This window comes from Streptomyces chattanoogensis (genome assembly GCF_001294335.1).
GTDB classification, from domain to species: Bacteria; Actinomycetota; Actinomycetes; order Streptomycetales; family Streptomycetaceae; genus Streptomyces; species Streptomyces chattanoogensis.
The window spans coordinates 61388-84431 of sequence record NZ_LGKG01000057.1 but is presented as its reverse complement, the minus strand read 5'-3'; the positions used below and the strand labels follow the sequence as shown (position 1 = coordinate 84431).

Below are 23044 nucleotides of genomic sequence, written 5' to 3'. Positions count from 1 at the left end.
CCGGGGCCTCGCACTCCTGCAGCGGGCGTCACACCTGGACGCGGCGCTCCACGATGTCCAGGATCTCGGCGATCGCCTCGTCGCGCGGGATGCCGTTCTTCTGCGAACCGTCGCGGTAGCGGAAGGACACCGCCCCGGCCGCCATGTCCTCATCACCGGCGATGATCATGAACGGGACCTTGGACTTCTGCGCGTTACGGATCTTCTTCTGCATCCGGTCCGACGACGAGTCCACCTCGATCCGCAGCCCCTTGGCCTTCGCCTGCGCCGCGAACTCCTGCAGGTACGGCACATGCGCATCACCGATCGGGATGCAGGTCGCCTGCACCGGGGCCAGCCACGCCGGGAACACGCCCGCGTAGTGCTCCAGCAGCACGCCGAAGAACCGCTCGATGGAGCCGAACAGGGCGCGGTGCAGCATGACGGGCTGCTGCTTGGTGCCGTCGGCCGCGGTGTACTCCAGGCCGAACCGCCGTGGCTGGTTGAAGTCCACCTGCAGGGTCGACATCTGCCAGGACCGGCCGATGGCGTCCTTGGCCTGGACGGAGATCTTGGGCCCGTAGTACGCGGCGCCGCCCGGGTCCGGGACCAGCGGGAGGCCCTGCTTCTCGGCCGCCTGGCGCAGCGCCTCGGTGGCCTCCTCCCAGTCCTCGTCCGAGCCGATGAACTTGTCCGAGTCGGGGTCGCGGGTGGACAGCTCCAGCTCGAAGTCGGTCAGGCCGTAGTCGCGCAGCAGGTCGAGCACGAAGGTCAGGAGCGTGTCGAGCTCCTCCGGCATCTGCTCCTTGGAGCAGTAGATGTGCGAGTCGTCCTGGGTGAAGCCGCGCGAGCGGGTCAGACCGTGCACCACGCCGGACTTCTCGTAGCGGTAGACCGTGCCGAACTCGAAGAGACGCAGCGGCAGTTCACGGTAGGACCGGCCGCGCGACTTGAAGATCAGGTTGTGCATCGGGCAGTTCATCGCCTTGAGGCGGTAGTTCTGCCCGTCGAACTCGATCGGCGGGAACATGGCCTCGCCGTAGTGCGGCAGATGCCCGGAGGTCTCGAAGAGGCCCTGCTTCGTGATGTGCGGGGTGTTCACGAACTCGTAGCCCGCGTCCTCGTGCCGGCGGCGCGCGTAGTCCTCCATCACCTTGCGGACCACGCCGCCCTTGGGGTGGAAGACCGCGAGGCCGGGCCCCAGCTCGTCCGGGAAGGAGAACAGGTCCAGCTCCGCACCCAGCTTGCGGTGGTCGCGCTTCTCGGCCTCGGCGAGGAACTCCAGATACGCCTTGAGCTCGTCCTTGGTCGGCCACGCGGTGCCGTAGATGCGCTGCAGCTGCTTGTTCTTCTCGCTGCCCCGCCAGTACGCGGCGGCCGAGCGCATCAGCTTGAACGCGGGGATGACGCGGGTGCTGGGCAGGTGCGGACCGCGGCACAGGTCCTTCCAGCACAGCTCGCCGGTCTTGGCGTCGAGGTTGTCGTAGATGGTCAGCTGCCCGGCGCCGACCTCGGCGGAGGCGCCCTCGGCGGCGTCCGCGGCGGAGCCCTTGAGCCCGATCAGCTCGAGCTTGTACGGCTCGTCGACCAGCTCCTCGCGCGCGGCGTCATCGCTGACGGCACGGCGCGCGAACTTCTGCCCGCGCTTCTGGATCTCCTGCATCTTCTTCTCGATGCGCTTGAGATCGTCCGGGTGGAAGGGGGTCTCGACGTCGAAGTCGTAGTAGAAGCCGTCCTTGATGGGCGGGCCGATGCCGAGCTTCGCCTCCGGGAACAGCTCCTGCACGGCCTGCGCCATCACATGCGCGGTGGAGTGCCGCAGGATGTTCAGACCGTCCTCGGAGGTGATCTCGACGGGCTCGACGACCTCGCCGTCGGCCACCTCGTACGCCAGGTCCTTCAGCTCCCCGGCCACCCGCGCGGCGACGACGCTGCGCTCGCCCTGGAAGAGGTCGGCGGCCGTAGTGCCCGTGGTCACCACGCGTTCTTCCCGCTCGGAATCGCGTTGGACGGTCACACGGACGTCTGACACCGGTCTCTCCTGACTCATGTCTCTTTCACGTCAGCGATTGCTGCGCAGCCGAATCGTACCGAGCCATCCGACCCGACCGCGAAACGGTTTGCCCGGCAGACCCCGCTCCGCCTCGTCCGTTCCGCTCCCCCTCCTGCCTACTCCTCGTCCAGCGGCCCGCCGCACGCCTCCTCGAGAAAGTCCAGATTCTCCTGCAGCGACTTCAGCAGCCGGTCCCGCTCCGCCTCGTCGACCTGTACGGGTGTGACATCACGGCCGCCGCTGATCCGCCGGAAGCCGCCCCGGCTCTCCAGCCGCCCGCTCACCCGGACCGGCAGTCCGACCAGGTGGGCATGCCCGGCGATCTGGTAGTCCTCCTCCCCCAGCATGACCCGCACCTGCCCCACATCGGCCCCGGCGATCACCCGCAGCCGCACCGTGCCGGGCCCGCCGGGCCGCTCCCGGCGCAGCCGGACGACCGCGCCGGTCACCCGTACCGGCAGCGAGGGCTCCTCGCGTACGTACCGCTGGGCGGCCTGCTGGAGCGCGGGCAGATCGCCGGGCGAGAACTCCACCGGCTCGGGGCGGGCCGCGAAGCCGGGCGGGGTGCCTGCGGCGGGCGACCACTCCACCGCGATCCGCACCCCCTCCGCATCCCGTACGAGCGCGATCAGCGCCTGCACCAGCTCATGGCAGACGCCCAGCTCGACGGCGGCGTCGAAGGCCTCCATCCGGCCGGTCGCGCGCTGGTAGTCGGTGGCGTCGCGGACCGCGTGCAGCGCCCGCTGCAGCCCGGAGACCGCGGCGCGCCCGGCCGGTACGGGGACGAACGCGGTCAGCCGGCTGCCTGCGGACACCGGCCCGACCAGCACCTCGGCCAGGAAGCCCTCGGCCTGCCGCCTGTGCCGGGCGCCGTAGTACCCGGCACGGGCGTAGGTGCCCAGCGCCCCGGCCATCAGCATCGAGCGGGCCGCGCCGCGCAGCCGCTCCTGGGCCACCCAGTGCGCGGCGGCCGAACCGTCGTCCGGGACCGCCCGCTCCCAGCGCACCTCGTCGCTGGGCGCCGCGAGCCCCATGAGCACGTCGCGGGCGGACGGGACGGCGCTGTGCGCCAGCGCCGCCAGCGCCTCGGCGAGCAGCTCCGCACTGTCGGGGAAGCGGCGGTCGTGCGGCACCAGCAGGCTGGTGCCCCCGGTCCCGCCGGGCGGCGTCCACCTGGCGAAGTGGCCCGCGGCCCCGCCCCGGCGCCGCCAGCCGTGCCGGGCCAGCAGCGCGCCGAGCACCCCCGGGTCGAGCTGCGCGGGATCCGGCGGCCGCGTTCCGTATTCCTCGGCGTGGTCGTCGGCGTATTCATCGGTCGGCCGGTACATCAGGGTCTCCCTCCCGCCCCGACCCGCGTCATGATCTCGCAGAGCGCCCGGTCGTCGAAGATCCGCGTGGTCGGGATGCGCACAGTGGTCCTGCGCCGGCCGGTCACGGGGTGACCGGCCAGATTGATCCAGTAGCAGCAGTGGCGCAGTTCGAGACGGTCGTGGCTCACCCGCAGCCAGTCGTCCTGGGTCCGTGGCACCAGCATCACGACCAGGATCTTGTGCACCGACACGGGCGTACGGGCCAGCTTCACCAGATGGTCGTTGTCGAGCGTGAAGGCGAAGGTCGGGCCCGGTGGGCGGGGGGCGGTCTGGTAGGTGCACTTGAGCTGCACCTTGATGGTGACCTCGTCGTCGACGGTGTGGCCTGGCGCGGCGTGGCTGACGTGCCAGTCGATTCCGTTGTCCGGGAAGGGCTGCGCCAGGGAGCATCCGGAGGCGGCGGCGATCGCGTGCAGATAGCCCACCTGGAGGGTCTCCATGCAGGCAGTCGTGGCGAGTCCGCCGCGCTGCGGGGTGATCCGCTGAGGCAGCAGCCCGCCCGGTTCGGGCTGCGCGAGCGTCATCGCGGGGGTGCCTTCCGGGCTGTGCCGATCGATGCGTCTGGCTGACGGGGCGTCGGCCGGGGCGGCCGACGAGGCGGCCCGTCCCTGTGGTTGTCTCCGCACCGGATGACCGTCAAACGCCGCCGGACGAAGGGCGGTTCGAGAACCGGACGGCTCGGGTATCACCAGCTCGGATGGCCCGCGTCGCCATCCGCCCCCCCCGAACGCAAGGAGTTGGGATGATGCCGCCCTGGTACGACGGTCCACTTGCCGCCTTCGACACCGAGACGACGGGGATCGATGTGGAGCAGGATCGCATCGTCTCCGCGGCCCTGGTGGTCCAGGAGACCCCGCGCTCCGCGCCCCGCATCACCCGCTGGCTGATCAATCCGGGCGTCGAGATACCCGAGGCGGCGACCGCGGTGCACGGTCTGACCGCCGGCCATCTCGCCCTGCACGGCCGCTGGCCGGCGCCGGTGCTGGAGGAGGTCGGGCGTGCCCTGGCCGCCCAGTCGGCGGCCGGCCGGCCGCTGGTCGTGATGAACGCCCCCTTCGATCTCACCCTTCTCGACCGCGAGTTGAAGCGCCATCGCGCCAGCTCGCTCGACGCGTACCTGGACGCCCACCCGCTGTGCGTCCTGGATCCCCGGGTCCTGGACAAACACCTCGACCGCTACCGCAAGGGCCGCCGCACACTGACCGATCTGTGTGCCCATTACGAGGTCGAGCTGACCGACGCCCATGAGGCGGCCGCCGACGCACTGGCTGCGCTGCGCGTCGTACGGGCCCTGGGCAGCCGCTTCGCGGAACGGCTGGCGGGGCTGCAGCCGGGCGAGCTGCACACCCGCCAGGCGGTCTGGCACGCCGCCCAGGCCCGTGGGCTCCAGGCGTGGTTCGCCCGCAGCGGCACCCCGGAGGCGGTGGATCCGCACTGGCCGCTGCGGCCGGAACTGCCCGCGGTGGCCTGACAGCGCCTCAGTAATTACCGGCCATGGGGAAAAGGCGGCCGGGACGGCATTCCCGGGAGTTCTCCCGAGGTGATCCGCAAGCGGCCCGCCCTGCATGCCAACGAAAAGAACCGGACCGCCAATTGCGGCCCGGTCCTTGATCCCGGTGGGCGATACTGGGTTCGAACCAGTGACCTCTTCGGTGTGAACGAAGCGCTCTCCCACTGAGCTAATCGCCCGGGTGTCTGCGGGTTTCCCCCGCGAACGAGCTGAACAATACAGGCCGCCGCGGCCTTCCATCAAATTCGAGTTCTGCCGCAGGCCACGGCGGCCTCACCCCCGGGCCAGCCAGGCCGCCAGGCCGCGCCGGCCGGCCCGCATCATCAGCGCGTGATTGAGCCGGAACAGCGGGCGCCCCGGCAGCGCCAGCCGGCGCAGCAGCGGCTTGCGGACCTCGACGTCCTGCTCGAAGACGACCCGCGTCCCGCCGTGGCCGGGCCGGACCGTCCAGCGCGCCCAGCCGCCCATGTCGCCGGCCAGCGTCACCTCCAGCACTCCCGCCCCGGGATCCCGCGTCCGCTCGGTCACCGTGACCGTCAGGTCGTACGGCAGCCAGGACCGGAACCGGGCCAGCCCGGTGCGGTCGTCGACCTGGGTCACCTCGCGCACCTGCGGCCACCAGCGGGGATACGCTTCGGCGCGCTCGAGGACGGCGTAGACGACGGTGGGCGGGGCGGGGAGCAGCCACTCGCTGCGGAAGCGGTAGCGGTGCAGTCGGCCGGACCAGTCGGACATGATCCCAGTGTGCGCCCCGGAGCGGTGCACGGGATCAATAACGATGAAGGCCCCGGGACTTGAGTCTCGGGGCCTTCATCCGGGGTGGGCGATACTGGGTTCGAACCAGTGACCTCTTCGGTGTGAACGAAGCGCTCTCCCACTGAGCTAATCGCCCGGGCGCACCGCCAACATTACCGCACGTCGGCGGGCCCTCCCGACCATTTACGAGTCACTCGCCGACGTTCCACGGCATCGCGAACCCGAACTTCCACACATAGACCGCCAGCAGCGCGGCGATGATCAGCACGCCGATGACGGTGAGAATGATGTTGCGGCGCCGCACCTTGGGATCGAGCGCCTTCTGCGCCGCCTCGGTGACCTTCCGCTTGGTCCATCGCAGCACGAGTTGGGCCCAAACGAATTCGGTCGCCCAGATCGCCATACCGGCGAAGATCACCAGCCAGCCGGGCCCCGGCAGCGGCAGCATGATCACTCCGGCGACGACCACCGCGAGGCCGATCACGAAGACGCCGACCTGCCAGCTCAGATGCAGCGGCCGGGACCGCTTGATGAAGTGCGGCGCCCGCGAACCGAGCGGCTGCTCTGCGGATCCGGCGCCCCCTTCGGTGGTACCCGGCCCCCCGTTACTCTCCGTATTCATAGGGCTCAACTTACCGGACGGGATCCCTCCGCCGGAATTACCGCCGGGGACGATCCCGCAATCCGCCGTAAGAGGTACGTGAAGCCACCCAAAACCGTCAGAGGGGTTTACAACGGCACCGTAGGTGGCATGTCGATTTCGCCGACGTGCGAATCCCCGAGCGCACACTGAGCGAAAGGCCCTGGCGCTTATGAACACCACGGTCAGCTGCGAGCTGCACCTGCGCCTCGTTGTGTCGAGCGAGTCCTCACTGCCTGTACCCGCGGGCCTGCGGTATGACACGGCCGATCCCTATGCCGTGCATGCCACCTTCCACACCGGAGCCGAGGAGACCGTCGAGTGGGTTTTCGCCCGCGACCTCCTCGCCGAGGGCCTGCACCGGCCCACGGGCACCGGAGACGTCCGCGTATGGCCGTCCCGGAGCCATGGTCAGGGTGTCGTCTGCATTGCCCTGAGCTCCCCGGAGGGCGAAGCCCTGCTGGAGGCCCCGGCGCGGGCTCTCGAATCCTTCCTCAAGAGGACCGATGCCGCCGTACCACCGGGTACGGAACACCGGCATTTCGATCTCGACACCGAGCTTTCCCACATCCTGGCGGAGAGCTGAGACGCACCACAGCCGCCTACTGCAACCACCCGCTCACACTTGCGACCGTCCGACTCGGGGAGACGGTGCAGGACCGACAAGTTCATACGGCACACTTCGGCGTCGTCGTCGCGGACCCACCGCGGAGACGGCGTCGAGGCTTGTCCCAGGCGCTAGAGTCGGCGACCATTCGCCAACGACAACGGGGGTGGCGCCCGCCCGCACCCCACTCGGCCAGGGAGCGGAACCGTGCTGATCACCCATGACACCCGGTGCGCCCTCGACGCAGTCATCAATCTGCTCAACACCGCCCCGGAGGGCGAGGCGCCGAACGCGCCGGACACCCTGACCGACCTCGCGGAGCTCCAGGAGTTCGTGCTGCGCAACGACATCAGCGATGTCGGCGTCCTCGGGGAGGACGATCTGGCGGCCGTACGGGCGCTGCGCGCACGGCTCTCCCAGGTCTTCGCGGCCAAGGAGGACCGCGAGGCCGCCGAGCTGCTGAACGCGCTGGTCGCCTCGGCCGGCACCACTCCGCAGCTGACCGATCACGACGGCTACGACTGGCATGTGCACTACTTCGCGCCGGGTGCCTCGGTCGCCGACCATCTGGCCGCGGACGGCGGGATGGCGCTGGCCTTCATCGTCGTCGCCGGTGAGCGCGAGCGGCTGCGGCACTGCGAGGCGCCCGACTGCCGGCACGCCTTCGTCGACCTCTCCCGCAACCGCTCCCGGCGCTACTGCGACAGCCGCACCTGCGGCAACCGGCTGCATGTCGCGGCGTACCGGGCCCGCCAGCGGGATGCCGCGGGCTGAGCGGCCCGGACGCCGGAGGGCGCGGCCGACGGCTCACAGGATGTAGAGGTCGTGTACGGCGCCGAGAAGGAGCAGAAAGCCGATGATGCCGAGGAAGAGCATCAGCGGTGGCTGGGACAGCGCGAACAGACAGCCGCGCGTTTCGGGGGCCGGGGCGTTCTCACGGATCAGGGCGCACTCATCGTTCATCTCGCGCGCATCATGGCGCAGATGATCGTCTTCATGCCCCCAATATCCGCCTCAGCAGCGGGAGTTCATCAGATCCCGTGCTTTTTCAGGATCGCTTCGATGTCCGAGAAGTCATCCTTCGGTGCACTGCTGCGACCCTTGGGCTTCCCCTTCGCGGCAGGCTTCGCGGCGGGCTGCGCCGCGCCACGGCCGGTGATGAGCGAGGGCGCGGAGGCGGCCGGTGCCACCGCTTCGTGTCCGGCAGCCTCGGCGGCCTTGCGCTCCTTGCGGCTGCCTGTGCCGCCCCGGCGGCGCTCCACCGCCCTGCTGATCATGAACAGTACGGCCGAGAGCGCGAGCACACCGAAACCGGCCCAGACCGTGGGCTTGAAGACGATGTTGGTGACCCAGTCGATGACGCCCGTCATCACCAGGCCGATGGGGATCAGCGAGAACGCCGCGATCCGGGTCGCGGCCAGGAACCGCTTGCGGTAGGCCGCGATCGCGGCGATACCCAGGCCCGCCGCCGACACCGCGGCACAGACGGTCGAGGTCAGCATCCGGTCCTCCTGCCGGTGGTTGGTCGAACGGGTCGTCCGCTCCCCTCCATCCTGCCCTGTCCGCCGCCCGAACGGACATGTTCCGCCCGGCTTCAGGGACATCTCGGGGTACCTCAGGGTTTTCTCGGGGTCGGGTGTGCTGCCGCAGGCGCCGTACGGGCTCCGGTGTGCGGGCCGGCGGACGCGGACTGGAAGACTGGCCCCATGAACGACGCCACCGCCTCCCCCTCCGCCCCTGCCCGTCCCCCGCACCCTGTCCTCGACGTGTGGTGCGAGCTCCAGTGCCCGGACTGCCACGCCGCCCTGGACGATCTGCGGGCGCTGCGGGAGCGCTACGGCGACCGGCTGGACATCCGGCTGCGCCACTTCCCGCTGGCGAAGCACAAGCACGCCTATGCCGCCGCCCAGGCGGCCGAGGAGGCCGCCGAGCAGGGGCAGGGCTGGCCGTACACCGAGGCCGTGCTGGCGCGTACCGAGGAGCTGGCCAAGGGCGGCGAGAAGGTGCTGCTGGAGGTGGCCGCGGAGCTGGGGCTGGACGCCGAGGAGATGGACACCGCGCTGATCGACGGGCGGCATCTGCTGATCGTCGACGCCGACCAGGCGGAGGGCAAGGCGATCGGCGTGACCGGCACCCCGACCTATGTGATCGGCGGCGAGCGGCTGGACGGCGGCAAGAGCCAGGAGGGGCTGCGCGCCCGGATCGAGGAGATCGCCGACCGGCTGCTGGCCGGAGCGGAGTGAGCCGCTGATGACGCCGGCGGACCGGCCGGGCTACAGGATGCGCTTCCACAGCTCGAACGCGGTGGGCCGGTAGCCCAGCGAACCGTAGAGCCCGAGCGCGGGCGCATTGTCCGCGTGGACGTTGAGCCCCAGCACCGGCCTGCCCGCCGCGAGGCACACCCGCTCGGCGACGAGCATCAGGGTGCGGCCGTGGCCCCGGCCCCGGTGCGCGGGGTCCACCGTCACATCGACGACATAGCCGCCCGGGTGCCCGGGAATCTCCACGGCGAGCCAGAGCGTGCCGACGTCGGTCCCCCGGTGCGAAAGAATCCGCAGCGCATGGCCGGGCGTCTCCGCACCGCCCGGCAGCATCGCGGCATGCCCCTCGTACGACGCCCGCTCGGCCCGTTCCCGGGGCACGCCCAGACGCGTCTGCACCCGGATGTGCTCGGCGATCGCCGCATCGCGCCAGGCCGGGTACTCCGCCGCGCTCATCCGGCGCTCACGGCTGCCGTCGGGCAGCTCGGGCGGCGCCTCCAGGGCCTTGGTCATCTTGCGGCTGCGCTCGGTGTAGCCCAGGGCGGCGGCCAGGCGGACGGCGGGCTCGGCGCCGGCCGGGACGGTCACCTCGATCTGTCTGCAGCCCCAGCCGCGCAGCACTTCCTCGGCGGCGAGGGCGGCGACGGTGGCCCGGCCGCGGTGCCGGTCCGGCCGGTCGATGTCCAGCGCCTCGATCCGGCCGGCGACCGGCCCGAACCGGGCGTCGGTGCTCAGCCGGATCCCGCCGACGCGGCGGCTGTTGACGCAGACGTCGTACGAACGGGCCCGGCCCCCGTCGTCATGGCGTTCTTCCGGTCCCGCGGGGCGCAGCGTAGTGGTCACGGGGACTTCCTACCCTGCCGCGCGGGCAGGCATCACCTACCGGGGATCGAAGTCCGCGGCCGCCCGCTCGTCGAAGATCCGCATCGCCTCGGCCGTCACCGGGCCCGGCCCGTCGGCCAGTTGGCGGCCGTCGATCCGGGTCACCGCCTGGACGTCGCGCAGCGTGGAGGTCAGGAAGATCTCCTCGGCCCGCTCCAGGACGTCCAGCGGCAGATCGGTCTCCTTGGCGCCCGCCCAGGTGACCGTCAGGGCGCGGGTGATGCCCGCCAGACAGCCGGAGTGCAGCGGCGGGGTGTGCAGTTCGCCGTCCAGGACGACGAAGACGTTGGAGCCGGTGCCCTCGCAGAGCTGGCCGACGGTGTTGGCGAACAGCGCCTCGGAGGCGCCCCGTTCGGCGGCGTGGGCGAGCGCGACGACGTTCTCGCCGTACGAGGTGGTCTTCAGGCCGGCCAGCGCGCCGCGTTCGTTACGGGTCCAGGGGACGGTGACGGCGGCGGTGGTGTCGGGGCGGCGGGGCGCCTCGGAGGCCGCGATGACCAGCGTCGTGCCGTTGTCGCCGCGGTCCGAGCCGAGCGGGGAGAGGCCGCCGGTGTAGGTGATCCGCAGCCGGCCGAGCGGCATCGGATTGGCTTCCAGGACGGCCGCGCAGCCGCGCCGTACCTCGTCGGGATCGGGTTCCGGCAGGCCGAGCCCCCGGGCGGAGGTGGCCAGCCGCTCGAGGTGGCGGGTGAGGGCGAAGGCACGTCCGTGGTCGGCCTTGACGGTCTCGAAGACGCCGTCGCCGACGGTCAGCCCGTGATCGAAGACCGAGACACGGGCGCTTTCCGCGTCCCGCAGTCCCCCGTCGAGCCAGATCTTCATCGTCGCCTTCCTCCGCTCACTTCGTGCACGCCCGACGCTACCGCGAGCAGCCGTTCCGCCTTCAGTTCCGTCTCGGCCCACTCCCGCTCCGGGTCGGAGTCCCAGATGATTCCCGCGCCCGCGCCGAATCTCAGCACCGGCCCGCCGGGGGCGGTGCGGTCGATCCAGAACGTACGGATGCCGACATTGAGCTCGCCGGTGCGGCGGTCGGCGTCGACCCAGCCGATGCCGCCGCAGTACGGGCCGCGGGGCGCGGTCTCCAGCTCGTCGATGATCCGCAGCGCGCTGGACTTGGGGGCGCCGGTGACCGACCCGGGCGGGAAGGTGGCGTCCAGCAGATCCGCCCAGGCGGTCTTCTCGCGGGCCCCGTCCAGTTCGCCGCGCACCGTGGAGACGAGGTGGACGAGGCCGGGGTGCGGTTCGACGGCGCACAGTGCCGGGACGGTGACCGTGCCGGTGGCGCAGACCCGGCCGAGATCGTTGCGGACCAGGTCCACGATCATCACGTTCTCCGCCCGGTCCTTCTCGGAGAGATCCGCGGCCGTGCGGCCGGTCCCCTTGATCGGGCCGGACTCGACCGTACGGCCGTCGCGCCGCAGAAACAGCTCCGGTGAGGCGGACGCGACCTCGACCCCATGGGCGGGCAGCCGGACCGTGCCGGCGTACGGGGCGGGGTTGCCGCGGGCCAGCACGGCGGACAGCGCGTCCACATCGCTGCGGGCGGGGTCGGGCAGCGGCGCGGACAGCACCCGGCAGAGATTGACCTGGTAGACCGTGCCCGCCGCGATGTGTTCCCGCACCCTGCGGACGCCCGCCGTATAGGCGTCGCGGTCCATGGAGCTGCGCCAGTCCTCGCGCGCGGGGCCGGTCCAGCCGCCGGGGGCGGGCTCGTCGGCGGCGCCGGCGGGGCGTACGTCACCGAAGCGGGCGCAGACCACGCCCCCTTCGAAGTCGGCGACCACGGCCCACCAGCCCGTGGAGTCCAGGGCCGCGGGATCGGTGGTGACATCGCGCAGGTCGGTGGCTATCAGGCCGCCGAAGCGGGCCATGGGAGGGAAGTCGCGCACGTCAGTGAGTCTATGGCGGGGGACCGACGGCCGCCTGGGCCGAGCGAGCAGCGCAGCACGCTGCACAAACGCGTTTTTGTACTGGCCCGGGAATCCGCTAGAGTTCAACACGTCGCCAGGACGCGGAAGCGCCCCGGAGGACAGGTAGCTCCCGGACGTAGTCTGGGGGAGACCACTGCGGACGTAGCTCAGTTGGTAGAGCACCACCTTGCCAAGGTGGATGTCGCGAGTTCGAGTCTCGTCGTCCGCTCGATGTGGGGGATCTTCCCGAGCCCCCTCACTCCTGGTGGAGTGGCCGAGAGGCGAGGCAACGGCCTGCAAAGCCGTCTACACGGGTTCAAATCCCGTCTCCACCTCCAAGGACGATTAGCTCAGCGGGAGAGCGCTTCCCTGACACGGAAGAGGTCACTGGTTCAATCCCAGTATCGTCCACTGGCCCGGCTTCACCGGGCCCCCGCGCGATTAGCTCAGCGGGAGAGCGCTTCCCTGACACGGAAGAGGTCACTGGTTCAATCCCAGTATCGCGCACGCAGCCGGGGATCTTCGGATCCGCGGTCCCGAGGACGATTAGCTCAGCGGGAGAGCGCTTCCCTGACACGGAAGAGGTCACTGGTTCAATCCCAGTATCGTCCACACCTGATCCCGAGGGCCGGAGCATTTCGCTCCGGCCCTCGGGCTTTGTGCTGGTTGTTCGGGTTTGTGCCGGTTGTTTCGGGTTCTGTGCCGGTGGTTCAGGACGAGAACAGCATGTGGCCGAAGCTGCGGTGGTGATGGCCGTGGTGCCCGTGATGTCCATGGTGGCCCTGGTGCGGGGCGCCCCAGGCGGGGGCGGCGGGGTAGGCCTGCGGGGCGGGCGGCGGGGGCGGGGCCTGCTGCAGCCACTGGGACTCGAGGCGGCTCAGCGACTCCAGCTCGCCGTAGTCCAGGAAGATTCCCCGGCAGCCGGCGCACTGCTCGATCTGGACGCCGCTGCGGTTGTACGTCTGCATCGGTGCATGGCACTTGGGACACTGCATCGTCGGCTCAGCTCCTGTCTCTGGCTGCGGTTCGCTGCGCACCGCCGGAACGGGCGCCCGGCGGCGCGGTGTTCACCTTACGGCGGGGATGCCGGGCACCAACTGGTCCGGCAGGCACGTCATAGCGACGTCATCCGGGCGCAGGCGTCGACGACCGCGGTCTCGGTCCCGTCCAGGGCGCGGGATGCGGCGGCGGCCTTGGCGACGGCGAGCGCGGCGGTCTGCACGGTCAGGGCGCGGGCGGGGATCTCGAGGTCGGGCCAGGGGTCACCCTCCGGGCGTACGGCGCGGCCGCCGGTGGTGCGGTAGGCGGCCAGGAAACGCGACCACAGGTCCGGGGCGAGCAGCCCGGTGGCGAACCAGGCGGCGGGACGGGCAAGGTCCCAGGCTCCGTCGCCCAGGCCCAGGTCGTCGATGTCGATCAGGAGCCAGGGCCCGTCGGGGGCCGGGTGGCGGATCAGCTGGCCGAGGTGCAGGTCACCGTGGCAGAGGAGGTCCGTACGGGGCGGCGGGGCGGCGCCGCGGGCCCAGGGCGGGAGGAACTCCCCGGCACGTACGACGGCACCGGCGGCCGCCGTCAGGGGCGAGGGACGGGTGCCGGCGGCGAGCGCGGTGCGCATACGGGCCAGGGCGCGGGCGGACTTGGCGGGGCCGCGCATCGGCGGGACGGGGCCGGGGAGTTGGGTCACGTCCACGGCGTGCAGCCGGGCCAGCAGGCGGGCGGCGTCCTCCCAGGGCGCGGCGTCCGGGTCGTCGGGCGACACCGGGGTGCCGTAGGGCCAGCGGGTCAGGGCGCGGCCGTCGTCGGTGAGGGTGAGGAAGCCGTCGGGGGCGGTGGCCGGGAGCGGGGGCAGCAGGGTGCCGTGCAGGAGCGGGTGGGCGGCGATACGGAGCCGGGCGGCCAGGTCGTGCGGGTCGCAGTCGGGGGCGTGGGCCTTGGCGACCGTACTGCCGCCGCGGACGACGGTGCCGTCAGGACGGTCGGAGAGCACCTCGGGGGCGGCCCCCGGGACGGCCGGCGCCGAGAGGGCTGCGAGGCGTTGCAGCAGCGGTGCGGTGGTGGTCATGGTGCCCCCGGAGGAAAGCTCGATGGCCGGGCATCTCCCCAGATGCCCGGCCATTCATGCCGTCCGCCGCACCCCCGTCCCCACGGGGCTCGGCCGGAGTCCCCCGTCCCGGGCCGCTCTCCCGGGACCGGGGCGCCGTTCAGCGCCCCAGCATTCCGGCCACGGACGACGCCTGTGTGACGACGGCTTCCCAGCCGCCGAAGACCACGGTCAGGAGTATCGCCAGCGGCATCACCATGGCCACGGCGACCAGCGGATGGCGCCTGCCGGAAGACCGCCCGCCGGCCGGCCGTCCTGAGGTGTCCGCCATCGCCCCGCTCCTGTCGTGTCTGGGGCGGCGGGCGTCTGACCTCGGGGGACGAGTGCTGCGCCCGCCGCTTGGAAGACCACATTAGGCATCCGGCGGATGCCTGGCGTCATGCCGTCGTACCGCTTCCCTGGCATCCAGGAGGATGACGCCGCACCGCACGGCCTACTCCCCTGGGTGGAGACCCGGCGCTCAGGACCTGGGGACATCCCTGAGGGGCCGCTCGGAGGCGTCCGCCCGCGCCACCGGATGCTCGACGAGCGCGAGGACCCGGTTGGCCATGAAGCGGGCCGTACGGACCACCGATCCCGCCCGGGTGACTTCGCTCACTTCCACCACTCCCCTGCGCACCGCCGTCTCCACCCTGCGCCCCGCTCGTCCGGCCACCACTTCGTACGTCCTTGTGGTGTCCCCGGCATCCACGACTATCTCGACCCGATCACCTTTCATTGCGTCAAACCCCCTTCTGCACCGGATCATTGAGATCTCGCACGGGAAGTCGGGCCGTACCGCGGCCGGTTCCGTCCCGCTCCTGAAGGATCCCGCCCGCCACTGACAATCCGGTTGCCGACGCATGCGCGGCCTCTGCGCACAGCGAGCCGTCAATCCGTAAGCTGTGCCACGTCAGACGGTTGGCAGCGGGGTGGGGCCTCCCCACCGCAGGTAGGGGACGACGGACATGGCGATGATGCGGCTCCGACGCGAGGACCCGCGTGTCGTCGGGACGTTCCGGCTGCACCGCCGGCTCGGCGCGGGCGGGATGGGCGTGGTCTATCTCGGCTCGGACAAGCGCGGGCAGCGCGTGGCCCTGAAGGTGATCCGGCCGGATCTGGCGGAGGATCAGGAATTCCGGTCGCGGTTCGCCCGCGAGGTGTCGGCCGCCCGGCGGATCCGCGGCGGCTGTACGGCCCGGCTGGTGGCGGCCGATCTGGATGCGGACCGCCCCTGGTTCGCCACCCAGTACGTCCCCGGGCCCTCGCTGCACGACAAGGTCAACGACGAGGGGCCGCTGTCCCCGGCGCAGGTCGCCTCCATCGGAGCGGCACTGTCCGAGGGGCTGCTGGCGGTCCATGACGCGGGCGTGGTGCACCGCGATCTGAAGCCGTCCAACATTCTGCTGTCGCCCAAGGGCCCGCGGATCATCGACTTCGGTATCGCCTGGGCGACCGGTGCCAGCACCCTCACCCATGTCGGTACGGCCGTGGGCTCGCCGGGCTTCCTGGCGCCGGAGCAGGTGCGCGGCGCCGCGGTGACCCCGGCCACGGACATCTTCGCGCTGGGCGCCACCCTCGCGTACGCCTGCACCGCGGACTCGCCCTTCGGCCAGGGCAGTTCGGAGGTCATGCTCTACCGCGTCGTCCACGAGGAGGCCCAGCTGGCGGGGGTGCCGGACGCGCTGGCGCCGCTGCTGGCGACTTGTCTGGCCAAGGACCCGGCGGACCGCCCGAGCACCCTGTCGCTGTCGCTGCGGCTCAAGGAGATCGCGGCCCGCGAGGCGCACGGGCTGTCCGGGGAGCCCGCGGAGGGCGGTGCGGGCTGGGAGCGCCTGGAGCGCCGTCCGCCGGGGCGGCCCACGGGACAGCAGGCCGAGGAGTACGCACGGCAGCGCACCGAGCGGCGGACGGCGGGCACTCCCGCGCCGCGTCCGCATGCCTCCCGGCCGCCGGCGCCGCGCGAGGCGGCGTCCCGCGGGACCGGGCCGGGACCGGCATCGGGCACGAAGGGCACCGGCCCGAGGACCGGCGGGCGCGGCGCGGGCCGGGTCCCGGCGGCACGTCCGGCGCGGCGGAGCGGTGCGCGCACCCCGGTCCGTACAGCCTCGGGCGGCCGCCGCCCCGGCCCCGACCGCCGGCTGCTGCGGCAGCGGGTGATCGTGTTCGTGGTGGTGACGCTGCTGGTGGCGCTGGGTATTGCGGCGGCTCAGGGCTGCCAGGGGCCGGCCCGGGGGCTGGGCGGGGGTCGGCACGCAGCGGTGGCCTCGTACGGGGACGCTGGCGCTCCCCAGTGGCCGGTCGAACGGAACCTCTAGGGACGCGGCGTTCGCGCCCTGGCCCTGTGCCGGGGCGGACGCGACCGGTGCGGCGCGGTGGGGAAGACGGTGGGCGAGCGGCAGGACCGCCGCGCCGAGCAGGAAGCCGTGGACGGCTGCCGGACCGTGACCGTTGTCCTGGGTCGGCCACATCGCCGGACCGGCTGCGGGCACGCTCAGCGCCGGCAGGCGCTTCTTGGTCCCGGCGCTGGTCAGCAGGAGTGCCGCCGCGAGGGAGGCGGCCAGGAAGTACGTCGCGCCGGAGCTGCCGGCGAAGTTGCGCGGATCGGTAACCACTGCGCCAGTGCGGCGACCGCCGAGAGGGGGACGATGTTCCAGCTGGCGCCGAAGAGGCCGCCGTTCAGCAGGAAGACCGAGGTCACCACGCGCCGTCGGCCGGTCTTGCGCAGACCGGCCGACGGCGGACGGTGTCCTCACCGATGAGCGCCTGACCTTTCCAGGTCGGCGGGCACCATAGCGCCGGCTATGCGGCCCGGCCGGCGGTCACCGCGTAGAAGGCGACGGCGGCGGCCGCGCCGACGTTCAGCGAGTCGACGCCGTGGGCCATCGGGATGCGGACCCATTCGTCGGCGGCCCGCAGGGCACCCGGCGTCAGGCCGCCGCCCTCGGCACCGAGCATCAGGGCGGCCCTTTCCAGGGTGTGCGGGGCAACCTCGTCGATGGCGGTGGCCTTGCCGGACGGGGTGAGGGCGAGGAGTCTGAAGCCTGCTTCGCGGACGATGGCGAGGTCGCGGGGCCAGCTCTCCAGACGGGCGTACGGGACGGAGAACACCGCGCCCATGGAGACCTTCACCGACCGGCGGTAGAGCGGGTCGGCGCAGTCCGGGGAGAGCAGCACCGCGTCCATGCCGAGGGCGGCGGCGCTGCGGAAGATGGCGCCGATGTTGGTGTGGTCGTTGACGGCTTCCATGACCGCGATGCGGCGCGTCCCGGCGAGGAGTTCGGCGGCCGTGGGCAGGGGCTTGCGCTGCATGGAGGCCAGGGCGCCGCGGTGGACGTGATAGCCCGTCACCCGTTCGGCGAGGGCGGGGCTGACGGCGTAGACCGGGGCCGGGACCTCGTCGAGGACGTCGCGCATGACGTCGACCCATTTGGCGGAGAGGAGCATCGAGCGCATCTCGTAGCCGGCGTGGCGGGCGCGCCGGATGACTTTCTCGCCCTCGGCGATGAAGAGCCCTTCGGCGGGCTCGCGCCGGCGCCGCAGTTCGACGTCGGTCAGGCCGGTGTAGTCGGCCAGCCGTGGGTCGTCCGGGTCATCGACGGTGATGATTTCTGCCACGGGGAGATCGTGCCTTGTCGGTGTCGGGGTGCCAAGGGCGGGGAGGGGCTCGGTTATCTGGGGGTAGCGGCCGGGCCTACGGTGACGACGTCGCCGATGACGATGACGGCCGGGGGACGGACGCCCTCGGCCCGTACGGTCTCGCCCAGGGTCGCCAGGGTGGCGTCCACACGGCGCTGGGTGGCGGTGGTGCCCTCCTGGATGACGGCCGCGGGGGTGCCGGCGGGGCGGCCGTGTTCGATGAGCTTGGCGGCGATGGCGCCGCTGTTCTCCACGCCCATGAGGACGACGAGGGTGCCGCGGAGCCGGGCGAGGGCCGGCCAGTCGACGAGGGAGCGCTCGTCGTCGGGGGCGACATGGCCGCTGACGACGGTGAACTCGTGGGCGACGCCCCGGTGGGTGACGGGGATGCCGGCGGCGCCGGGGACAGAAATGGTGCTGGAGATGCCGGGGACGACGGTGCAGGGGATCCCGGCCTCGGCCAGCGCCTGCGCCTCTTCCATGCCGCGGCCGAAGACGAACGGGTCGCCGCCCTTGAGGCGGACCACGGCCTTGCCGGCCTTGGCGTGCTCGATCAGGGCGTTGTTGATGGCTTCCTGGGCCATGAACCGGCCGTACGGGATCTTCGCGGCGTCGATGACCTCGACGTGCGGGGGAAGCTCGGCGAGGAGGTCGCGGGGGCCGAGGCGGTCGGCGATGACGACGTCGGCCTCGGCGAGGAGGCGGCGGCCGCGGACGGTGATCAGGTCGGGGTCGCCGGGACCGCCGCCGACCAGCGCCACGCCGGGGGTGTGCGGGCGGCGGTGGTGCGGGGCGGCGAGGCTGCCGTCGCGCAGGCCCTCGACGATGGCGTCGCGGACGGCGGCGGAGCGGCGCGGGTCCTGGCCGGTGAGCACGGCGACGGTGACGCCCTCGCTGCGGCCGGTGGCCGGGGTCCAGGCGGTGGCGGCCGCGGCGTCGTCGGAGCGTACGCACCACACCCGGCGGGTCTCGGCCTCCTGGGAGGCGGCGGCGTTGGCCTCGGGGTCGTCGGTGGAGATCAGCGCGTACCAGGCGCCGTCGAGGTCACCGTCCCGGTAGTGGCGGCGCTCCCAGCGGATCTCGCCGGTATCGGCCATCGCCTCGACGGAGGGGGTGACGGACGGGGAGATCAGGACGACGTCCGCACCTGCGGCGATGAGCGAGGGGAGGCGGCGCTGGGCGACCTGACCGCCCCCGAGGACGACCACGCGGCGGCCGGACAGCCGCAGTCCGACGGGGTAGGCGGCGTGTTCGGCGACATGCTCAGCCATGGTGATACGGCTCCTTGTGCGGGTGGTGCGAATTCGGCGGCCGACTCAGTCGCTGCGGCTCTGGAGCGGCTGATCAGGGGCGGTGAGGCCCGGGGCGGTACGGCCCCGGCCCACAGCCTATGGGGCTGCGGGCCGGGGGTCATGCGGGGGCCGGTACCCGAGCGGGCTCCCGGTCAGCTCTTCTCCGTCACTCAGCTCTTCTCGGTGACTCCGGCGGAGTCGAAGGTGGCGACTTCGTGCATGGCGCGGGCGGCGCTCTGCACCACCGGGAGCGCGAGCAGGGCGCCGGTGCCCTCGCCGAGGCGCAGGTCCAGGTCGACCAGCGGGCGCAGGCCGAGCTTGGTCAGGGCCGCGACATGGCCGGGCTCGGCGCTGCGGTGGCCGGCGATGCAGGCGGCCAGCGCCTCGGGGGCGATGGCGCGGGCCACCAGGGCGGCGGCGCCGGCGCTGACGCCGTCCAGGATCACCGGTGTCCGCAGCGAGGCGCCGCCGAGGATCAGGCCGACGAGGGCGGCGTGCTCGAGGCCGCCGACCGCGGTGAGGACGCCGATGGGGTCGGCCGGGTCGGGCTGGTGGAGCTCCAGGGCGCGGCGGACCACATCGACCTTGCGGGCGTGTGTCTCGTCGTTGATGCCGGTGCCGCGGCCGGTGACCTCGGCGGGGTCGACGCCGGTGTAGACGGAGATCAGGGCGGCCGAGGTGGTGGTGTTGGCGATGCCCATCTCGCCCGTGAGCAGGGCCTTGTTGCCGGCCGCGACGAGGTCCCGGGCGGTTTCGATGCCGACCTCGATGGCCTTGAGGACGTCCTCCTGGGTCATCGCGGGACCCTGGGTGAAGTCGGCGGTGCCGGGCCGTACCTTGCGCGGCAGCAGGCCCGGGGTGGCGGGGAGGTCGCCGGCCACGCCGACGTCCACGACGCACACCTCGGCGCCGACCTGGTTGGCGAAGGCGTTGCAGACCGCGCCGCCGCCCAGGAAGTTGGCGACCATCTGGCCGGTGACCTCCTGGGGCCAGGGGGTGACGCCCTGGGCGTGCACGCCGTGGTCGCCCGCGAAGATCGCGACGGCGGCGGGCTCCGGGATCGGCGGCGGGCACTTGCGGGACAGTCCGCACAGCTGCGCGGAGATGATCTCCAGCATGCCCAGCGCCCCGGCGGGCTTGGTCATCCGCTTCTGCCGCTCCCAGGCCTCGCCGAGCGCCTTGGCATCCAGCGGGCGGATGCCCTGCAGGGTCTCCTGGAGGAGGTCGTGCGGGTCCTCGCCGGGCAGCGCACGGCGGCCGTACGTCTCCTCGTGCACGACCCAGGACAGCGGGCGGCGCTTGGACCAGCCGGCCTGCAGCAGCTCGGGCTCGTCGGGGAACTCGTCGACGTAACCGACGCAGAGGTAGGCGACGACCTCGAGGTGCTCGGGCAGGCCCAGTTCGCGGACCATCTGCCGCTCGTCGAAGAAGCTGACCCAGCCGACGCCCAGGCCCTCGGCGCGGGCGGCGAGCCAGAGGTTCTCGACGGCGAGCGCGGAGGAGTACGGGGCCATCTGCGGCTGGGTGTGCCGGCCGAGGGTGTGGCGGCCGCCGCGGGTCGGGTCGGCGGTGACGACGATGTTCACCGGCGTCTCGAGGATCGCCTCGATCTTCAGCTCGCGGAACTGCTTGGCGCGGGCCTTGGGCAGCGACTTGGCGTAGGCGTCGCGCTGCGCCATGGCGAGCTGGTGCATCCGCTCGCGGGTCTCGTCGGAGCGGATGACGACGAAGTCCCAGGGCTGGGAGTGGCCGACGCTGGGGGCGGTGTGGGCCGCCTCCAGGACGCGCAGCAGTACGTCGTTGGGGATCGGGTCGCCGCGGAAGCCGTTGCGGATGTCGCGGCGTTCGCGGATGACGCGGTGGACGGCGGCGCGCTCGGAGTCGTCGTACGCGGGGGCGGCGGCCTGGGGTTCGGTGGCGGCGTCCGGGCCCGTCCCGGGGGCGGCCTCGCCGTCGGGTGCCTCGGTCTGCTCCGCCTGCTGCGGCAGGTCCGCCGCGGGCGCCTGGTCCTCGCCGAGCTGGACGAGTTCGGTGGCGTCCTGCTCGTGGGGGCGGCCCTCGGCCTCCTGCGGTGCCTCGTCCGCGGCGGGCTCGGCCGGCTGGGCGGCCTCGGCCGGCTCCGTGGCCGGTGCGTCCGTCCCGGGTGCCTCGGCGGTCTCGGTCGCCTCAGCAGCCTCGGCAGACTCGTTCGCCTCGGGGGTGGCGTCGTCGGCCGGGGGTACGGGCTGCTGCTCGGCAGCGGGCCCGGCCGGGGCCTCCTCGACCTGCGACGCGGCCTGTTCGGCGGCCGGGGGCTCCTCGGCCCCGGCGGACTGCGGGAGTCCGGCGGCCGGGGACAGCGCTTCGGGCTGCTCTATGACGGGCTCCTCCGGGGGCGTGCTGCTCTCCGGAGCGGGCAGGGCGACGGGACCCTGCGGCGCGGCGACGGGCACCGCCTCGGCCTCGGCCTCCGCTGCCGCCTCGGGCTGTTCGGCGGGCTCCGGCTGCTCGACGGCCTGCGGGGCCGGGTCCGTACCGGCGGCGTCCGCCTCGGCCACGGGCCCGGCGGCCAGGGCCTCCGCTTCGGCGGCGTCCGGGCCGCCCTCCAGCGAGGCGTCGGACGGCGCCTCCTGGGCGGTTTCCACGGCGGCAACGGCCTCGGCGGTTTCCGCCGCGGCCTCCGCGGCCTGCACCTGCTCCACCGGCACGACCGGTTCCGCCTGTTCCGCCTGTTCGGCCTGCTCAGGCTGCTGCACCGGCTTCTGCGGCTCCTCGACAGACGCCTCGACCGGCGCCTCGACCAGAGCCTCGACCGGCGTCTCGGCCGCCTCGACGGCGGGCGCCGGTACCTCGGCCGGCGGCACGTCGGCTGTCGCCACGTCAGCTGCCGGCCCGTCAGCAGCCGGAGCCGCCTGGGCCACCGCGTCCTCGACCGCGGCCTGCGCGCCGCCCTGGACCGCCTCCGGCGCCGACTCCTGAACGGCTTCCTCCGCGGCCTCCGCGGCGACGGCACCGTCCTCGACGACCGCCACCGCTTCCGGGGCGGCCTGCTCCGGCATCGGCATCGGCTGTGCCTGCGGCTGTTCGGCGGGCTGCGGCGCTTCCTGGGCGGGTGCCGCCGGGGCGGGCGCTTCTGCGACCGGGGCCGCGACGGCCTGGGCCGAGGCGTCGTTCCACGGCGGCATCTGCGAGGGGATCTCGCCCAGCTGCGGGCCGGGCAACGGGCCCTGGCCGGCGGCGCCGTAGGACTGCTCGGCGGTGAGCCGGCCGTCGTAGGGCTGTGCGCCGTACGACGGCATCGCGACGGGCTGCTCCGCCTGCGCCGCCACCAGCGGCTGTTCGGCGGGGGACGGGACCGCTGCGGGCGGCACGGCGGCCGGGGCCTCCGTCCGGGCTTCGGGCCGGCCGGGGGCCGGCGGTCCCGCGTGGCGGCCGGGGGCCGGTGACGGGGCGTCCGCGGGGCCGCGGTCGGCGAGCGAGCGGACCACGCCGCCGGTCGGGTCCGGGACGGGCGGGCCCATGTGCAGCGGACGGCGGGCGGGCGCGGCCTGCGCCGGATCCTGCTGCGGTGCGGCGGGCTGCGGGATGCGCACGGCGCTGAGGTCGACCGCGCCCGAGTCCCGGCCGCCGCTCTCGTGGTCACCGGCCGGGGCGGGCATCGGCGTGCTCTGTGCGGGGACGGCCGGCTGCGGCATCGGCTGCGCCTGCTGCTCGCTCCAGGCGCCCTGGGCGCCCGGCATCAGCAGCAGATCGTCGTCCTCGACGGCGCCGTCGGCCCCTTCGAGGTAGGAGTACGCGTCCGGCTGCGGGGGGATGCCCTGCTGCAGCGTCGGCTGCGCTGTCGGTCCGGCGTCGGCAGGGGAGGGAGCGGCCGCCGGCTGCGGCTGCCCGGGATGTCCGCCTGCGTTCTCCGGCTGTCCCTCGCCCGGGACCTGGCCGGTGTCGGTCATGCGTACCCCTCGCCCATGTGATCGTGCTCCTTCCAACCGCTCGTGCGACGCGCTCGACCGGGACGCGCCGACGCCCCGATAGCTAGAACGAGCGAGCGCGCCGCGCGGCACGTCCGCCCCCCTAGAGCTTCATTTT

At 72.8% G+C, this 23044-nt stretch carries 22 protein-coding genes and 7 tRNA genes; 10 read left to right on the top strand and 19 right to left on the bottom strand.

All coding sequences use genetic code 11. The annotated features are described in order from the left end of the window. Positions 1–28: 28 nt before the first annotated feature. The 3 genes from thrS to ADL29_RS08715 all read right to left on the bottom strand — a co-directional run bounded on the left by thrS (position 29) and on the right by ADL29_RS08715 (position 3926). Positions 29–2011, bottom strand: a complete 1983-nt coding sequence (gene thrS / locus ADL29_RS08725) for a threonine--tRNA ligase (RefSeq protein ID WP_053923127.1) — start codon at positions 2009–2011, stop codon at positions 29–31. A 137-nt stretch (positions 2012–2148) separates the two neighbouring features. Beyond that, entirely contained in the window at positions 2149–3360 is a 1212-nt protein-coding gene (locus tag ADL29_RS08720) for a hypothetical protein (protein ID WP_053923126.1), read from the bottom strand. Beyond that, on the bottom strand, positions 3360–3926 hold the full coding sequence (locus ADL29_RS08715) for a DUF4365 domain-containing protein (protein ID WP_046928984.1): 567 nt from the start codon (positions 3924–3926) through the stop codon (positions 3360–3362). Before ADL29_RS08715 ends, ADL29_RS08720 begins: the two co-directional genes overlap by 1 nt. Before the next feature lie 221 nt (positions 3927–4147). Here ADL29_RS08715 and ADL29_RS08710 point away from each other — a divergent pair, with 221 nt between their 5' ends. Next, positions 4148–4873: an exonuclease domain-containing protein gene (locus ADL29_RS08710; RefSeq protein ID WP_053923168.1), complete on the top strand. Its 726-nt coding sequence runs from the start codon at positions 4148–4150 to the stop codon at positions 4871–4873. A gap of 146 nt (positions 4874–5019) precedes the next feature. Here the strand turns inward: ADL29_RS08710 and ADL29_RS08705 are convergent. The 4 genes from ADL29_RS08705 to ADL29_RS08690 all read right to left on the bottom strand — a co-directional run bounded on the left by ADL29_RS08705 (position 5020) and on the right by ADL29_RS08690 (position 6290). Further along, positions 5020–5091 (bottom strand) — tRNA-Val (locus ADL29_RS08705). Between the two features lie 94 nt (positions 5092–5185). Continuing rightward, positions 5186–5647 carry an SRPBCC family protein gene (locus ADL29_RS08700; protein ID WP_053923125.1) on the bottom strand — a complete coding sequence of 154 codons (462 nt, stop codon included), beginning with the start codon at positions 5645–5647 and terminating at the stop codon, positions 5186–5188. Between the two features lie 85 nt (positions 5648–5732). Beyond that, a tRNA-Val gene (locus ADL29_RS08695) sits at positions 5733–5804 on the bottom strand. Between the two features lie 54 nt (positions 5805–5858). Beyond that, positions 5859–6290: a TIGR02611 family protein gene (locus ADL29_RS08690; protein ID WP_053923124.1), complete on the bottom strand. Its 432-nt coding sequence runs from the start codon at positions 6288–6290 to the stop codon at positions 5859–5861. Positions 6291–6480: 190 nt separating this feature from the next. On the opposite strand from ADL29_RS08690, the gene ADL29_RS08685 reads away from it, so the two are divergent. Next, positions 6481–6894 carry an SsgA family sporulation/cell division regulator gene (locus ADL29_RS08685; protein WP_003959770.1) on the top strand — a complete coding sequence of 138 codons (414 nt, stop codon included), beginning with the start codon at positions 6481–6483 and terminating at the stop codon, positions 6892–6894. A 228-nt stretch (positions 6895–7122) separates the two neighbouring features. Continuing rightward, positions 7123–7689 carry a CGNR zinc finger domain-containing protein gene (locus ADL29_RS08680; RefSeq protein ID WP_053923123.1) on the top strand — a complete coding sequence of 189 codons (567 nt, stop codon included), beginning with the start codon at positions 7123–7125 and terminating at the stop codon, positions 7687–7689. Positions 7690–7722: 33 nt separating this feature from the next. Here ADL29_RS08680 and ADL29_RS44010 read toward each other — a convergent pair whose 3' ends face one another. Together ADL29_RS44010 and ADL29_RS08675 are read right to left on the bottom strand one after the other, a co-directional pair. Then, positions 7723–7878 (bottom strand): hypothetical protein, encoded by a 156-nt coding sequence (locus ADL29_RS44010; protein WP_169795204.1) that lies wholly within the window; start codon positions 7876–7878, stop codon positions 7723–7725. 68 nt (positions 7879–7946) lie between these two features. Next, a complete protein-coding gene (locus tag ADL29_RS08675) occupies positions 7947–8417 on the bottom strand; it encodes a hypothetical protein (RefSeq protein ID WP_053923122.1) in 471 nt (156 codons plus the stop codon). A 204-nt stretch (positions 8418–8621) separates the two neighbouring features. Here ADL29_RS08675 and ADL29_RS08670 point away from each other — a divergent pair, with 204 nt between their 5' ends. Then, positions 8622–9158 carry a DsbA family protein gene (locus ADL29_RS08670; RefSeq protein ID WP_053923121.1) on the top strand — a complete coding sequence of 179 codons (537 nt, stop codon included), beginning with the start codon at positions 8622–8624 and terminating at the stop codon, positions 9156–9158. Between the two features lie 30 nt (positions 9159–9188). On the opposite strand, the gene ADL29_RS08665 is transcribed toward ADL29_RS08670, so the two are convergent. The 3 genes from ADL29_RS08665 to ADL29_RS08655 are packed head-to-tail and all read right to left on the bottom strand — an operon-like array spanning position 9189 to position 11947. Next, positions 9189–10019, bottom strand: coding sequence for a GNAT family N-acetyltransferase (locus tag ADL29_RS08665; RefSeq protein WP_053923120.1), 831 nt, complete (start codon positions 10017–10019; stop codon positions 9189–9191). A gap of 36 nt (positions 10020–10055) precedes the next feature. Next, positions 10056–10880, bottom strand: coding sequence for an aminotransferase class IV (locus tag ADL29_RS08660; RefSeq protein ID WP_046928977.1), 825 nt, complete (start codon positions 10878–10880; stop codon positions 10056–10058). Beyond that, complete coding sequence (locus ADL29_RS08655) at positions 10877–11947, bottom strand: chorismate-binding protein (RefSeq protein ID WP_053923119.1); 1071 nt, start codon at positions 11945–11947, stop codon at positions 10877–10879. Before ADL29_RS08655 ends, ADL29_RS08660 begins: the two co-directional genes overlap by 4 nt. Before the next feature lie 177 nt (positions 11948–12124). Between ADL29_RS08655 and ADL29_RS08650 the strand changes: the two genes are divergently transcribed. From ADL29_RS08650 to ADL29_RS08630, 5 genes are all read left to right on the top strand, one after another. Further along, positions 12125–12197: transfer RNA gene (locus tag ADL29_RS08650), tRNA-Gly, on the top strand. Positions 12198–12232: 35 nt separating this feature from the next. Further along, positions 12233–12306, top strand: a tRNA-Cys gene (locus ADL29_RS08645). A gap of 1 nt (position 12307) precedes the next feature. Continuing rightward, positions 12308–12379, top strand: a tRNA-Val gene (locus tag ADL29_RS08640). 24 nt (positions 12380–12403) lie between these two features. Then, positions 12404–12475: transfer RNA gene (locus ADL29_RS08635), tRNA-Val, on the top strand. A gap of 33 nt (positions 12476–12508) precedes the next feature. Further along, positions 12509–12580, top strand: a tRNA-Val gene (locus ADL29_RS08630). A gap of 98 nt (positions 12581–12678) precedes the next feature. Here the strand turns inward: ADL29_RS08630 and ADL29_RS08625 are convergent. From ADL29_RS08625 to ADL29_RS08615, 4 genes are all read right to left on the bottom strand, one after another. Further along, positions 12679–12963 (bottom strand): TFIIB-type zinc ribbon-containing protein, encoded by a 285-nt coding sequence (locus ADL29_RS08625; protein WP_078970841.1) that lies wholly within the window; start codon positions 12961–12963, stop codon positions 12679–12681. A gap of 119 nt (positions 12964–13082) precedes the next feature. Then, positions 13083–14030 carry a phosphotransferase family protein gene (locus ADL29_RS08620; RefSeq protein WP_053923167.1) on the bottom strand — a complete coding sequence of 316 codons (948 nt, stop codon included), beginning with the start codon at positions 14028–14030 and terminating at the stop codon, positions 13083–13085. A gap of 139 nt (positions 14031–14169) precedes the next feature. Next, a complete protein-coding gene (locus ADL29_RS44005; protein ID WP_046928973.1) occupies positions 14170–14340 on the bottom strand; it encodes a hypothetical protein in 171 nt (56 codons plus the stop codon). A 189-nt stretch (positions 14341–14529) separates the two neighbouring features. Further along, a complete protein-coding gene (locus ADL29_RS08615) occupies positions 14530–14787 on the bottom strand; it encodes a hypothetical protein (protein WP_053923118.1) in 258 nt (85 codons plus the stop codon). 229 nt (positions 14788–15016) lie between these two features. Here ADL29_RS08615 and ADL29_RS08610 point away from each other — a divergent pair, with 229 nt between their 5' ends. Continuing rightward, a complete protein-coding gene (locus tag ADL29_RS08610) occupies positions 15017–16366 on the top strand; it encodes a serine/threonine-protein kinase (protein ID WP_053923117.1) in 1350 nt (449 codons plus the stop codon). A gap of 484 nt (positions 16367–16850) precedes the next feature. Here the strand turns inward: ADL29_RS08610 and ADL29_RS08605 are convergent, their stop codons facing one another. The 3 genes from ADL29_RS08605 to cobT form a co-directional block, all read right to left on the bottom strand. After that, entirely contained in the window at positions 16851–17666 is an 816-nt protein-coding gene (locus ADL29_RS08605; protein ID WP_053923116.1) for a TrmH family RNA methyltransferase, read from the bottom strand. Positions 17667–17719: 53 nt separating this feature from the next. Continuing rightward, positions 17720–18958 carry a uroporphyrinogen-III C-methyltransferase gene (gene cobA / locus ADL29_RS08600; RefSeq protein ID WP_053923115.1) on the bottom strand — a complete coding sequence of 413 codons (1239 nt, stop codon included), beginning with the start codon at positions 18956–18958 and terminating at the stop codon, positions 17720–17722. A 191-nt stretch (positions 18959–19149) separates the two neighbouring features. Further along, positions 19150–22908 carry a nicotinate-nucleotide--dimethylbenzimidazole phosphoribosyltransferase gene (gene cobT / locus ADL29_RS08595; RefSeq protein WP_053923114.1) on the bottom strand — a complete coding sequence of 1253 codons (3759 nt, stop codon included), beginning with the start codon at positions 22906–22908 and terminating at the stop codon, positions 19150–19152. Between the last annotated feature and the right edge of the window lie 136 nt (positions 22909–23044).

Excerpts from the sequence above, each read along its gene's own strand:
- ADL29_RS08720 (WP_053923126.1), bottom strand. The coding sequence starts at position 3,360 with ATGTACCGGCCGACCGATGAATACGCCGACGACCACGCCGAGGAATAC.
- ADL29_RS08715 (WP_046928984.1), bottom strand. The coding sequence starts at position 3,926 with ATGACGCTCGCGCAGCCCGAACCGGGCGGGCTGCTGCCTCAGCGGATC.
- ADL29_RS08710 (WP_053923168.1), top strand. The coding sequence starts at position 4,148 with ATGCCGCCCTGGTACGACGGTCCACTTGCCGCCTTCGACACCGAGACG.
- ADL29_RS08700 (WP_053923125.1), bottom strand. The coding sequence starts at position 5,647 with ATGTCCGACTGGTCCGGCCGACTGCACCGCTACCGCTTCCGCAGCGAG.
- ADL29_RS08690 (WP_053923124.1), bottom strand. The coding sequence starts at position 6,290 with ATGAATACGGAGAGTAACGGGGGGCCGGGTACCACCGAAGGGGGCGCC.
- ADL29_RS08685 (WP_003959770.1), top strand. The coding sequence starts at position 6,481 with ATGAACACCACGGTCAGCTGCGAGCTGCACCTGCGCCTCGTTGTGTCG.
- ADL29_RS44010 (WP_169795204.1), bottom strand. The coding sequence starts at position 7,878 with ATGAACGATGAGTGCGCCCTGATCCGTGAGAACGCCCCGGCCCCCGAA.
- ADL29_RS08675 (WP_053923122.1), bottom strand. The coding sequence starts at position 8,417 with ATGCTGACCTCGACCGTCTGTGCCGCGGTGTCGGCGGCGGGCCTGGGT.
- ADL29_RS08670 (WP_053923121.1), top strand. The coding sequence starts at position 8,622 with ATGAACGACGCCACCGCCTCCCCCTCCGCCCCTGCCCGTCCCCCGCAC.
- ADL29_RS08660 (WP_046928977.1), bottom strand. The coding sequence starts at position 10,880 with ATGAAGATCTGGCTCGACGGGGGACTGCGGGACGCGGAAAGCGCCCGT.
- ADL29_RS08625 (WP_078970841.1), bottom strand. The coding sequence starts at position 12,963 with ATGCAGTGTCCCAAGTGCCATGCACCGATGCAGACGTACAACCGCAGC.
- ADL29_RS08620 (WP_053923167.1), bottom strand. The coding sequence starts at position 14,030 with ATGACCACCACCGCACCGCTGCTGCAACGCCTCGCAGCCCTCTCGGCG.
- ADL29_RS44005 (WP_046928973.1), bottom strand. The coding sequence starts at position 14,340 with ATGGCGGACACCTCAGGACGGCCGGCCGGCGGGCGGTCTTCCGGCAGG.
- ADL29_RS08615 (WP_053923118.1), bottom strand. The coding sequence starts at position 14,787 with ATGAAAGGTGATCGGGTCGAGATAGTCGTGGATGCCGGGGACACCACA.
- ADL29_RS08610 (WP_053923117.1), top strand. The coding sequence starts at position 15,017 with ATGGCGATGATGCGGCTCCGACGCGAGGACCCGCGTGTCGTCGGGACG.
- cobA (WP_053923115.1), bottom strand. The coding sequence starts at position 18,958 with ATGGCTGAGCATGTCGCCGAACACGCCGCCTACCCCGTCGGACTGCGG.
- cobT (WP_053923114.1), bottom strand. The coding sequence starts at position 22,908 with ATGACCGACACCGGCCAGGTCCCGGGCGAGGGACAGCCGGAGAACGCA.